Source organism: Crassaminicella thermophila (assembly GCF_008152325.1).
GTDB lineage: Bacteria > Bacillota > Clostridia > Peptostreptococcales > Thermotaleaceae > Crassaminicella_A > Crassaminicella_A thermophila.
Genome location: NZ_CP042243.1, coordinates 1,991,425 through 2,003,158 on the forward strand (window position 1 = coordinate 1,991,425; position 11,734 = coordinate 2,003,158).

Sequence of the window (11,734 nt, forward strand, 5' to 3'; positions counted from 1 at the left end):
TTATTCCACCCCCTTAAAATAATTCATTATTGCACGTATTAGCTCATCTTTTTTAGCAAACTTAATTTGTTTTCTCTCTATGCCTATTGCATCTATTTGTCGAGCTATTCTTCTAAGTTCAACAACTTTCATCTTTTTTAACTCTTTAAAATCTGTTATCTCTATTTTTTTTCCTTTATAGTTGATACTTTTTTCTTTAACTTTTTCATTAGGATTATGTTTACATAAAACTTTTTCTAGTCCAATCCCTGCTCTAGCAATAACATTTACAGATATAACCTCTCCCACCCTATTAGCTGCAACTGATCCAACATCAATAGCTTCCTTTACTGAACTAACATCTCCTTGAATAATAATAGTTACAAGGCCTCCACTTATAAAGTTACAGCTAACTATCTCTACATTAGCTGCTTTTAAACATGCATCTGCAGCTTCTAGTGCTCCTATATAACCATAGGTTTCTATAAAACCTAATGCTTGTTTTATCATCTTTTCACCATCAATTAATATTTAATTGGATTATCTGCAACAAACTTAACCGCATCTGCAAATGCTTCACAAGCAGCTTTGCAAGCTGACTGACTCCCTGTTAATAATCCTCCACCAAAGTTTGTTTCTGATGGTGGTCCAAAGAATTCAGCCATTTTTACATCAGCAGCTTTCAATGCAGCATCTAAAGCATACATAGCTTCAATTGGAGGTGCAATTAGGTAAGCTAATGCTTCTCCTTCTTTTATTCCTGCAACTTCAGATAAATAAGAACCTGTTCTTGATACACAGTGTGCATAATATACTATTGAATCCTCATCATTTGCACTATAAAAGCAAGCCTCATTTTCTATAAAATCTATAACTGCATTTAAGCCACTTCTAACTTCTGCTGGGTTAGGACCAGATAATATACCTATAAACTCTCCTGCTAACTTTGTATTTGCATTGGCAGCTCCACCATAAAATGATTTTGCATATGCAACCTTTACGTCTGCCTTTTTAGTAGCATCATCAAGAGCTGTATATCCAACATCATCACAATCTGTAGTAATAATTCCTATACTTCTATGTCCTACTTCAATATTTAATTTCTTTGCCATATCTAAATCAACATTTGGTATTAGCTTTACACTTAATACAGTAGTGCGTAATGGATCATTTCTCATGTTATACCCTCCTTATAATTTTAAATCCAATCCACTAGCTTTTTTATCAAGCATTTTCTTGATGATTTCTGCAATATACGCACCTGCTTCAGTAGCCGGAGTACCTCCTTTATGAATATTCGAAACTACTGTCCTGTTTGATTCTGACATTCCTATCTTTGCATTGTATGCCATATAGCAACTCATACTTTCACCTGTTGCAAGTCCTGGTCTTTCACCGATTAATACAACTGTTACTTCTGCTTCTAACATTTCTGATATTGCATCCATAGCTGGAACTCTACCATGCTTTACAAAAAACGGAGTTCCTACTTTTATGCTATATTCCTCTAACCCTTGTATAATAGCAGCAAAAGTATCTTTAGCATTTTCTTCTATAGCTGTTGAACTTAATCCATCTGATATATAAATTTGAACTTGTGGTTTATATTTGCATTTTTCTTTTATCATTTTTACGGCTTCATCATCAAATTTTCTTCCTAAATCTGGCCTTGTTAAATATTCATCTTTATCTTTACACTTTGTAGATACACAAAACAAACCCATATCTTCTATAAATTCATCTGAGACGTAAGTAAATACCGCATCTTGAGCTATTGCATGATCAGCTCTAAATCTTAATAATGTTTCTGTTTTATATCTTGGGCCTGCTCTCCATATTCCTACTCTCGCTGGTGTCATCTCTTTAAGTTTTAAATAAGCATCTTTGTTTTCAGGATTAGGAACCAATAATTGCTTACTAATCTCTATAGCTGTAATATCTGGTATATCTTCAAAAGGTCTATCTTTTTCTCCATCTTCTAAGCAATACTCTTTTTTCCCTATATCATCTGATTTACCCATTTCATTTAATACTTGTTCTATAATGCTCTTAATATCTTTTTCAGAAATCACTTTCTTCCCTCCTTATTTTTACAATCCTATATGGAATTATTTAAGAAATATAGAAGCATCTCCAGCTTTATTGCTTAATTTACCGTTTTTATAAATTCCTATTTTCTCCAACCATTCTTCAAATTCTTTAATCGGTCTTAAGTTTAATATTTGTCTTAGAGACGGTGCTTCATGGTATCCTGTACACTGATAATTAAGCATAATATCATCACCATGAGGAATTCCCATAAAGTAATTACATCCAGCTGTAGTTAATAAAACTGCTAAATTTTCAATATCATTTTGATCAGCTTTCATATGATTTGTATAGCATGCATCTACTCCCATAGGTATTCCTGTCAATTTACCCATAAAATGATCTTCAAGACCTGCTCGAATAACTTGTTTGTTATCGTATAAATACTCAGGACCTATAAATCCAACAACCGTATTCACAAGAAATGGTTTGAATTTTTTTGCAAATCCATAACATCGAGCTTCTAAAGTCACTTGGTCTACTCCATTATGGGCATCTGATGATAGCTCTGACCCTTGCCCCGTTTCAAAATACATTACATTCGGACCTGTTGCTGTTCCTTCTTTTAACATTAATTCTTGAGCCTCTGCTAATAACTTTCCAGTTACACCAAAAGCTTCATTTGCTTTTTCAGTACCTGCTATACTTTGAAAAATCATATCTGCTGGTGCACCTTTCTTTACTGCTTCCATTTGTGTTGTAACATGAGCTAAAACACAATTTTGTGTAGGAATCTTCCATTTTTGTTTTAGTTCTTCAAACATTTTTAATATATTCATTACATTATCTACTGTGTCATTTACAGGATTTAGCCCTATTACAGCATCTCCTACTCCATAACTTAGGCCTTCTAATAATGAAATCATAACACCGTCTAAGTCATCTGTTGTATGATTAGGTTGTAATCTAAACGATAATGTTCCTGGAAGTCCAATCGTTGTATTACAGTGAGCAGTTACTCTAATTTTACTTGCTCCATAAACAAGATCTAAATTAGACATTATTTTAGCTACAGCTGCAACTATTTCACTCGTAAGTCCTCTACTAATTCTTCTAATCTGGCTACCTTTAATTTCATCGCTTAAAATCCATTCTCTTAGTTCTGAAACTGTCCAGTTTTTAATCTCATTAAAGATTTTTTCATTTACACCATCTTGAATAATTCTTGTTACTTCATCTTCTTCATAAGGTACTACAGGATTATTTCTTAAATCATCTAAAGTTAAATTGCTTAGTACTTCTTTAGCTGCTATCATTTCTGTTACAGACTCAGCTGCAATTCCAGCCAATTTATCACCTGATTTTTCTTCATTGGCTTTTGCTAATACTTCTTTTACATCTTTGAACTGATATACAGTTCCAAAAAGTTTTGTTTTCAGTCTCATTTTTTTCTCCCCTCCACTCTAATAACTAAATAATAGTGTTTTTACTATTACTGGAACAACTTTCCCATTAGCCAAAGAATTTCCAATATCAATATAATCTCCACTTTCAACTTTTACCGAATCTATACAAACAACGTCTTTTTTAAATTTAAGCTGCTTCTTTAATGTTTGACCTAATACTTTAGCCATATCATTCTCAATAATTACAACTAATGGAATATCTAATTCAAGCATTTCTTCCATTCCTTTTATAATACATTTAGACATATTTTGTATGGTTTCAAAACTCGCATTTTTCATGCCCTTAAAAGCTAATGCTACTTGTTGATTGTCATTATCTAATCTAAACCACTTTAATTTATCAGCTATCACACTGCTTAATCTATCAAATGTTAATAGTTCATCATCTTCTGTAAGTTTTAATATAGGTATATTTTTTAACGGTAATACCTTTTCAGAAAAAGTAATAGTACTACCACTAATATTTGTTGTATGCAATCCAGCTCCTATTACTGTAGCTCTTATTGTTTCAGTAGCTTTTAGTATTTCTTTTTGTTTTAGTAAGTTTCCATTTTTTATAGATTTTCCAAGCAAAATACCTATATCTTCAAATTTAAACAAGTCCTCTGTATACTGTGTATATATACAATCTGCTATGCCTCCTGAAAATGAAATATAATCAATATAATAATCCCTTCTTAAATCATGATTCGTAACCATTAAGTCTAACTCTTGTGACTTATCTCTAACTCCTAGAGCTTCTTCTAATATTTCTCCCATTCTAATAGATATCTTTTCTAGTTGAGCTAAACTTAATTTTTTGCCTTCATAAATTTCTAAACCTATACTTTCAGCTAGTTTTTTTATCTTATATGATGCATAAAGTACTTCAAGCGTATCTTTATTTACTCGAATTAATCTTCCTCCTATATCTAAACAAGACGTATCTATAACATCTCCATTTTTAAAAATAGCTATATTCGTCGTACCTCCACCTATATCAAGATTTGCAACTACACAGGCTTTATCTTTTGATTCTTTTGATGCATTAGCACCCTTTCCCGCAATAATAGCTTCTAAGTCTGGTCCAGCTGTTGCTACAACAAAATCTCCAGCTAATCCACTTAATATTTTTAATACTTCTTTAGCATTTTCTTTTCTAGCTGTTTCTCCTGTTATAATCACTGCTCCAGAATCAACATCTTTAGGTATAATCTTCGCTTTATTATATTCTTTTTCTATAATATCTCTAACCTTTACTACATCGATTTCTGTTGATGTTTTCAATGGAGTAAAGTATATACTACTCCTATAGATCACCTCTTTATCTACGATTTTCACTCTAGGTACTGCTGCCATAGAAGCTATATTTTGAATTGTTATTTTACTAAAGACTAATTGGGTTGTAGATGTCCCTATATCAATCCCAACACTAAGTATATCTTGCACCAATCTTTATCCCCCCTTTTTAAAAGCAAAGAGGCCAAAAAGATATTTTAACTAAAATATCTTTTTGGCCTCTTTGCCTTTCATAAACACACCATTGTGTTTTTTATCCATTTTTAAAATCAAACATAATTTTCGTTCCACTTATATTAGATTCTATACTAAGATGTCCTGATAACCTATCCTTTACAATTTGTTCAACAATCTTATGACCCAAACTCTCTGTTTTAATAAATTTTGCATCAAATCCAGATCCATTATCAATTACTGATATACTCGAATACAAACATCCTTTTTGTATCCAAATTTCTATTAATCCACTTTTTTTGCTTTTAAAAGCATGCTCTACAGAATTTTGTAAAAGCTCATTTACAACAAGTGCAATTGAAGTTGCTTTATCAGAATTTACAATTACACTATCTCCCTTTATTTCTATCTCTATATTTTTATCAGGAGAAATCCCATAATCTATAGTAGTATCTTTAAGCTTTGATAATATTGTTTTAATATCAATATCATCTACACCTTTTTGTGCTAATAATTCATGCGTTACTGCAATACTTAATATCCTACTTATGCTTTCATTAAAAGCTTTTTTAACTAAATCATTGTCTATACGTCTAGATTGTAATCTGAGAAGACTTGCAATCGTTTGTAGATTGTTTTTAACTCTATGATGAATCTCTTTAATAGCCACCGACTTTAATATTAATTCCTTCTCTTTTTCTTTTACTTCTGTAATATCTTTTATAAACATAATTACACCAACTACTTTATTTTTTTGTTTCATAGCTGCATATTTAGTTTGTAAGGATAAGTTTCCAATCTTGACCTCTGATGTTTCAAAAGAAGAATCAACAATTATTTTCTTAAAAGATATACCATCTAAAACCAAATTTTCAAAATTCATACCTACAATCTCATCTTTATATCCTAACTTACGGTACAATTCAATCGCACCAGGATTAGCATAGGTTGATATGCCACTTTTATTAAAAATAACAATAGCATCATTGATATGTTTTGTTATATTGTTTTCATGGTCTTTAAATGTCAATAATGTTTCACCCAATTGCTCAGCTGTTTCAGACAAAATTTCCATTTGCCTTTTTTTTGCTAAATGTTCTGTTGCATCCTGCTCCATTATCAAAACTCCAATTACTTTTTCTTGCTCATTTTTAATAGGTATTGTATTTTGTATAACTGTTTTTTTCTCTTGGGTAACTGCTTTTAAATCTCTTGTAGCCATCCCTATTTCTAATGTTCTTAAAGCTGCAGGTTCATCTTTTCTATAAGCTAACTGTCCAACTACAGAAGACTCATACATAGACTGTCCTGTAAAAGGTTTTGCTTCAGCAACTACTATAGCCACATCAGAATCTCTCACCAAACAATCTATGAATACATCTGCTCTCACTAGATCTGCAATAATTGGAAGCATCTCTGCTGTATTCTCAAGTTTTTTAATATCAGAATAAGATAAATCCGTATATTTTCTACAGATTTCTTTAAGCATGAATATCACTCCCTAAAATTGTACTACATACAGTTAATTATGATAGCATTAGCAATATCTTTCATAGGACATCTTTTATCCATGCTTAATTTCCTTATTCTTTTATAAGCTTCATCTTCTGTTATCCCATAATTTTTAATCAAAATCCCCTTTGCTCTCTCAATAATTTTCCTATTTTCAACATGTTCCTTTGCTTTTTTTGCATCATTCTTAATTCTCTCAATTTCTTTACTTTTCGAAAAACATACTTCAATAGTTGGCAAAAGAATTTTTTCATTAACAGGTTTTACAAGATATCCCATCACCCCTAAATTTTTTGCTTCTTCTATAAACTCTTTGCCACTATAAGCAGTTAATAATATAACACAGTTTGCCAGTTGTTCTTCATTAATAATTTCTGTTGCTTTCAATCCGTTAAGTAAAGGCATTTTTACATCCATCAGTACTAAATCAGGTTTAAATTTTCGGCATAACTCTACAGCATCAAATCCATCCGAAGCCTTACCTACAACATCGTAGCCAGCTTCTTCTAAAATCTCACAAAGGTCCATTCTAGTAATAGGCTCATCATCGGCTATTACTATTCTCTTTTTCATTACTTTTCCCCCTTAAAGAACATAATTATTCTATATTATCTAAAAACTTTTTTATCTCTTCTATGCCAGTTCCATCAAATGCACTAACGCAAAAAATCTTATCAACTCCAGCCTCATATAAACAAGCTTGCACCCAATCAATAGTTTTATCATTCATATCTATTTTTGTTATAATTCCTATAGTAGGTTTATTAAAAACATATGCAAAGTTTGGAGGGAAAATACATCTATCATCTGTACAATCTTGCACCAAACCAATCACATCACAATCAAAAGAAGCTGTTATTAATGCATTATAAAATCTTACATTTTCTATATATTCTCCTGGAGTATCTAGAATATTGTTATAATATTCCATAGTTTGCGTTTTTTTATAGTCTTTTGATAATTGATTTATCGTTTGAGCAAGTGTTGTTTTACCACTTCCTGTTCTCCCCATTAACATTATTTTTTTCATTATATCACTCCTAAGATCTCGTTAATGATGCAGGCGTAAATGATAATATTTCCTCTAACACATGCAACACTTCCTTCAATGCTGATTCTACACTAGATACATCTCCAGTAACTAGAAGTGATCCACTAAATCTATCTATAAATCCTATTTCTACTCCTGCTGCCTTTGTAGCAACATCTGCTGCAATGATTGCAGCTTCACTAGGCGTAATAGTAAGTATTCCTATTGCATCATTATATTCTCCTGGGAGTCCAATTTTTTTGTATATATTTTTTTGTGGATTTGCTATTAAATGTGCTAATGTAACCTGTTTTCCAGGTACATATTCTTGTATTACTCTTTGTTTTTCTTTCTGTTCCATCCAATCAACCTTTCACAGTTTGTAAAATATTTTTCTAAAAACAAATAAATGCTTGCTAAAGAAACGAATACTCGTTTTCTTATGGCAAGCATCATTGCTTATTTTACTGCACCCCATTGTGCAACAAAATGTAACCAAACTGCAATCTAATTTATAACTTTATTATACCAAACTGTTTTTCATTAATCAAGCTCATTTTGTAAATTTTTTGATAATTCTAAAAATAACTTCAACAGCCTTTTCCATAGAATTTACTGGGATATACTCATATTTCCCATGAAAATTATGTCCACCTGTAAAAATATTAGGACAAGGAAGTCCCATGTAAGAAAGTCTTGCTCCGTCCGTTCCTCCTCTTATAGGTTTTATAATAGGGCAAACTCCAACCTCTTCCATTGCTCTTTTTGCAGTTTCAACAATATGCATCACTGGTTCTATTTTTTCCTTCATATTATAATATTGGTCTTTCATCTCTAATACAATCGTATCTTTACCATATTTATCATTTAAAGAATCTACAATTTTTCTTATTTTTTTCTTTCTCTCCTCAAATTTATTATAATCATGATCTCTAATTATATAATACATAGAAGCTTTTTCTACATTTCCCTCTATCTCATTTAAATGATAAAACCCTTCATAGCCTTCTGTATAGGCTGGTATTTCTTTATCTGGCAGCATTGCATTTAGTTCCATTCCTATTAGAATAGCATTTTTCATTTTATTTTTTGCTGTTCCAGGATGTACATTTCTTCCATTTATTTCTATACTTGCATATGCTGCATTAAAATTCTCATATTCTAACTCTCCAATTTCACCTCCATCAATAGTATAAGCAAAGTCTGCACCAAATTTTTTTACATCAAAAAAGTTTGCCCCTTTTCCTATCTCTTCATCTGGTGTAAAAGCTACTTTTACTGTCCCATGTTTTATATTAGGATTATTCAATAAATATTCCATAGCCGTTACAATTTCTGCAATACCTGCTTTATCATCTGCTCCTAAAAGAGTAGTCCCATCTGTAGTAATCAAATCTTGTCCTATATATTTTTTTAATTCAGGAAAATCATTAGGTGATAAAATTATATTTTTTTCTTTGTTTAATACAATATCTCCTCCATCATAATTTTTAACAATCTGAGGATTTACATTCTCCCCTATCATGTCTGGACTCGTATCCATATGCGCAATAAAACCGATAGTAGGAACATTATGATCTATATTTGAAGGTAATGTTGCCATTACATACCCATTTTCATCAACAGAAACATCCTGCATTCCTATATCCATAAGTTCATTTGCTAAATCTTTTGCAAAAACAAGTTGTTTTTCTGAACTAGGGCAAGTTTTTGCAGCCTCTTGAGATCTTGTATCATAACTAACATATTTTAAAAATCTCTCTACAACTTTTTTCATATTGCTCATCTCCTTAGTTTTTATCTTTTTCTCATAATATCTAAAAATTCCATATTCTTTTTTCTTACATAAGCCATAGATGCAGAGTCCCCATGTCCAGGATATATAATAATATCATCATCCCATTTTGATATTTTATTTCGAATAGAATTCTTCATTTCAGAATAATTTCCTCCTTCCAAATCTGTCCTGCCAAGATCTATATTAAAAATAGTATCTCCTGTAAATATAATATTTTCATTTTTAACTTTTAAACAAATCCCTCCTGGTGTGTGCCCTGGCGTATGAATCACTTCTAATACGATCTCACCAGCTTTAATAACATCTCCATCTACTACTATTCTATCTGAGATGATTGATATAGCCTTTCTAAAATTACTTATTGAATGATTCTTATAAGGATCTTTTAACCCTTCTGCATCCTTTTTATGAATATATGTAGGGATATTATATTTTTTCTTTAATTCTAAAACAGCACCTATATGATCATAATGATAATGGGTTAAAATGATTCCAATAGGCTTCAAATTATTTCTATCAATATAGTCTATAAACGTTTTTGGTTCGTCTCCAGGATCAATAATAAAAGCTTCAAGGGTATTCTCATCATAAATAACATATCCATTTGTTTCTAGCATTCCAATAATCAGTCTTTCAATTTTCATAAAAAAACTCCTCTTTACTATATTTATCAAAATAAGCCCCACAGTAAATCTGTAGGGCTTTCTTTGGAGCGGACAACGGGAATCGAACCCGCACAACTGGCTTGGGAAGCCAGGACTCTACCATTAAGCTATGTCCGCATTTTATTAATTTCATTATATTATTATTGGATTTAACTGTCAATATTTTCAATAAATACTTTCAAAACATTTAATATTAGCCCTAAGAATATTATATCCTTAGGGCTTTTCAAAATTACTGATTAATAAGTTGTGTTTTGGAAGCCACTACTTTGAACTTTCTGTTTTGCCTGTTGAATCTCTAATTGATCTATTGCAGTTGAACTTGTAAGGTTTGCTCCAGTACCTGTTATTGCACCTGATACCAACCCTTGTCCAGCTGCCCCATAGTTGCCCATTTTTTGTTTTGCTTTTTGAATCTCATTTTGATCAACGGCATTTGAGTTTGATAAACTAGGAACATTTCCCATATTATTATACATAGTTTGGCATTCCTCCACTTGTAATTTTGGTAAGCTGTAAGCTTACATTAAATATTGTGTGCAGTTTAAAAAAGAATATGCTTTGTAAAATTTACGATTTTTTCGTTATTTTGACAAAAGTTTAATAAACATGTCTATTTTTCTTCTTTGAGCTGTATCTAAAAGTTCAGTCATTTGCTTAAGCATTTGAAGTTTTTTAATTAAGTTATTTTTCTCAGCTATAGAAAAACCACCTATCAAGCGTTTCATTTCTTCTTCAATTTCGCCTTGTGATTTATTTTTGTATTTATCCGCTAAATTAGAAAGTTGTTTGAATTGTTCATCTGATGCATTTATGGCTCCTGCTACCTTTCTTAATTTTTTATTTATATTATTTGGCATAATCACCCTCCTTTTTCATTTTTTATTATCCTTTTGCACTACTATACTATGTATTTATCTTAAATCTGTTACAGGTTGTCTAAATAAAAATAGGATTAGGTTTAAACCTAATCCTATAATTTATGTGCAAATGCATTTAATTTTTCAGCTAACTGAGATAGTTCATTTATCTCTGCTGTAATTTCTTCTGTCCCTGCAGCCTGTTCTTGAGTCAATGCTCCATTTTGCTCTACCATTTGAAGTATTTGGGTAACACCCTCTTGAATTTCTTTTAGTACAGAAGCAATCTTATCTACTGCTTCGTTACTAGAAATTGCTAATTTTCTTATTTCTTCAGCAACCACTTGAAATCCTCTGCCAGCTTCGCCTGCTCTAGCAGCTTCGATAGCTGCATTTAGACCTAGTAAATTTGTTTGTTTTGCAACCTGCTGTACAAATCCAACAACTTGATCTGTTTCTTTTGCCTTTGTTAATGCATTATTTACGGAGCTAATAATCCCTTCTCCTGAAAAAGCAATTTGTTCAGCACTAGAAGAAATTTGTGTTGTTGTTTTTGACATCTCATTTAAAGAATTTGCAAGAGTTTTAATAATATCTAAAAGTTCTTCACGATCACTAATGTTTTTCGCCGTTCCAATCGCTCCAATAATTTGTCCATCTTCATCTATAATTGGCATTCCTGTAGCTGACATAGGTGTGCCAGTTAACTCCTTCGATATAAACCTAGTAACTTTTTTCTTCTGTTTTATACATTGATAAAGCACTGTTTCAGGATTTAATGCATCTCCTTCTCTCATATGTAGATCTATTGTTTTCCCAGGCATATATTTTAATAATTTTTCTCTATCACTTATTGCAACAGCTAAATCATCTTCTGTAAAATCATTTACGTATGCTGCTATATCTACATATCTTTTTAAAACCTCATTCATTTATATACCCCC

Annotated in this window: 14 protein-coding genes and 1 tRNA gene; all 15 read right to left on the reverse strand. The window is 31.4% G+C overall.

Annotated elements, in window-relative coordinates; translation table 11 throughout:
- Nucleotides 1–489 carry a BMC domain-containing protein gene (locus FQB35_RS16560; RefSeq protein WP_168198311.1) on the reverse strand — a complete coding sequence of 163 codons (489 nt, stop codon included), beginning with the start codon at nucleotides 487–489 and terminating at the stop codon, nucleotides 1–3.
- A gap of 14 nt (nucleotides 490–503) precedes the next feature.
- Nucleotides 504–1,157 (reverse strand): ethanolamine utilization microcompartment protein EutL, encoded by a 654-nt coding sequence (gene eutL, locus FQB35_RS10070; protein ID WP_148809797.1) that lies wholly within the window; start codon nucleotides 1,155–1,157, stop codon nucleotides 504–506.
- Nucleotides 1,158–1,169: 12 nt separating this feature from the next.
- Complete coding sequence (gene eutC / locus FQB35_RS10075; protein ID WP_207707391.1) at nucleotides 1,170–2,048, reverse strand: ethanolamine ammonia-lyase subunit EutC; 879 nt, start codon at nucleotides 2,046–2,048, stop codon at nucleotides 1,170–1,172.
- A 39-nt stretch (nucleotides 2,049–2,087) separates the two neighbouring features.
- The gene (locus FQB35_RS10080) at nucleotides 2,088–3,452 is read right to left on the reverse strand and encodes an ethanolamine ammonia-lyase subunit EutB (RefSeq protein WP_148809799.1); all 1,365 of its coding nucleotides are present in this window, start codon (nucleotides 3,450–3,452) and stop codon (nucleotides 2,088–2,090) included.
- 18 nt (nucleotides 3,453–3,470) lie between these two features.
- Entirely contained in the window at nucleotides 3,471–4,901 is a 1,431-nt protein-coding gene (eutA, locus tag FQB35_RS10085) for an ethanolamine ammonia-lyase reactivating factor EutA (protein ID WP_333473063.1), read from the reverse strand.
- Nucleotides 4,902–5,004: 103 nt separating this feature from the next.
- Nucleotides 5,005–6,414: a sensor histidine kinase gene (locus FQB35_RS10090; protein WP_148809801.1), complete on the reverse strand. Its 1,410-nt coding sequence runs from the start codon at nucleotides 6,412–6,414 to the stop codon at nucleotides 5,005–5,007.
- Between the two features lie 23 nt (nucleotides 6,415–6,437).
- Entirely contained in the window at nucleotides 6,438–7,010 is a 573-nt protein-coding gene (locus tag FQB35_RS10095) for an ANTAR domain-containing response regulator (protein ID WP_148809802.1), read from the reverse strand.
- A gap of 25 nt (nucleotides 7,011–7,035) precedes the next feature.
- A complete protein-coding gene (locus tag FQB35_RS10100) occupies nucleotides 7,036–7,467 on the reverse strand; it encodes a EutP/PduV family microcompartment system protein (RefSeq protein ID WP_207707285.1) in 432 nt (143 codons plus the stop codon).
- Nucleotides 7,468–7,477: 10 nt separating this feature from the next.
- Entirely contained in the window at nucleotides 7,478–7,828 is a 351-nt protein-coding gene (gene eutS, locus FQB35_RS10105; RefSeq protein WP_148809804.1) for an ethanolamine utilization microcompartment protein EutS, read from the reverse strand.
- Between the two features lie 192 nt (nucleotides 7,829–8,020).
- Nucleotides 8,021–9,244, reverse strand: a complete 1,224-nt coding sequence (gene pepT, locus FQB35_RS10110; RefSeq protein WP_148809805.1) for a peptidase T — start codon at nucleotides 9,242–9,244, stop codon at nucleotides 8,021–8,023.
- Nucleotides 9,245–9,264: 20 nt separating this feature from the next.
- Nucleotides 9,265–9,909, reverse strand: coding sequence for an MBL fold metallo-hydrolase (locus FQB35_RS10115; protein WP_148809806.1), 645 nt, complete (start codon nucleotides 9,907–9,909; stop codon nucleotides 9,265–9,267).
- 64 nt (nucleotides 9,910–9,973) lie between these two features.
- Nucleotides 9,974–10,047: transfer RNA gene (locus tag FQB35_RS10120), tRNA-Gly, on the reverse strand.
- Nucleotides 10,048–10,169: 122 nt separating this feature from the next.
- Complete coding sequence (locus FQB35_RS10125) at nucleotides 10,170–10,409, reverse strand: hypothetical protein (RefSeq protein ID WP_148809807.1); 240 nt, start codon at nucleotides 10,407–10,409, stop codon at nucleotides 10,170–10,172.
- Nucleotides 10,410–10,514: 105 nt separating this feature from the next.
- Nucleotides 10,515–10,790 carry a hypothetical protein gene (locus tag FQB35_RS10130; RefSeq protein ID WP_148809808.1) on the reverse strand — a complete coding sequence of 92 codons (276 nt, stop codon included), beginning with the start codon at nucleotides 10,788–10,790 and terminating at the stop codon, nucleotides 10,515–10,517.
- A gap of 113 nt (nucleotides 10,791–10,903) precedes the next feature.
- The gene (locus tag FQB35_RS16430) at nucleotides 10,904–11,722 is read right to left on the reverse strand and encodes a methyl-accepting chemotaxis protein (protein WP_148809809.1); all 819 of its coding nucleotides are present in this window, start codon (nucleotides 11,720–11,722) and stop codon (nucleotides 10,904–10,906) included.
- Between the last annotated feature and the right edge of the window lie 12 nt (nucleotides 11,723–11,734).

Excerpts from the sequence above, each read along its gene's own strand:
- eutS (WP_148809804.1), bottom strand. The coding sequence starts at position 7,828 with ATGGAACAGAAAGAAAAACAAAGAGTAATACAAGAATATGTACCTGGA.
- FQB35_RS10125 (WP_148809807.1), bottom strand. The coding sequence starts at position 10,409 with ATGTATAATAATATGGGAAATGTTCCTAGTTTATCAAACTCAAATGCC.
- FQB35_RS10090 (WP_148809801.1), bottom strand. The coding sequence starts at position 6,414 with ATGCTTAAAGAAATCTGTAGAAAATATACGGATTTATCTTATTCTGAT.
- pepT (WP_148809805.1), bottom strand. The coding sequence starts at position 9,244 with ATGAAAAAAGTTGTAGAGAGATTTTTAAAATATGTTAGTTATGATACA.
- FQB35_RS10080 (WP_148809799.1), bottom strand. The coding sequence starts at position 3,452 with ATGAGACTGAAAACAAAACTTTTTGGAACTGTATATCAGTTCAAAGAT.
- FQB35_RS10095 (WP_148809802.1), bottom strand. The coding sequence starts at position 7,010 with ATGAAAAAGAGAATAGTAATAGCCGATGATGAGCCTATTACTAGAATG.
- FQB35_RS10130 (WP_148809808.1), bottom strand. The coding sequence starts at position 10,790 with ATGCCAAATAATATAAATAAAAAATTAAGAAAGGTAGCAGGAGCCATA.
- FQB35_RS16560 (WP_168198311.1), bottom strand. The coding sequence starts at position 489 with ATGATAAAACAAGCATTAGGTTTTATAGAAACCTATGGTTATATAGGA.
- FQB35_RS10100 (WP_207707285.1), bottom strand. The coding sequence starts at position 7,467 with ATGAAAAAAATAATGTTAATGGGGAGAACAGGAAGTGGTAAAACAACA.
- eutL (WP_148809797.1), bottom strand. The coding sequence starts at position 1,157 with ATGAGAAATGATCCATTACGCACTACTGTATTAAGTGTAAAGCTAATA.
- FQB35_RS16430 (WP_148809809.1), bottom strand. The coding sequence starts at position 11,722 with ATGAATGAGGTTTTAAAAAGATATGTAGATATAGCAGCATACGTAAAT.
- FQB35_RS10115 (WP_148809806.1), bottom strand. The coding sequence starts at position 9,909 with ATGAAAATTGAAAGACTGATTATTGGAATGCTAGAAACAAATGGATAT.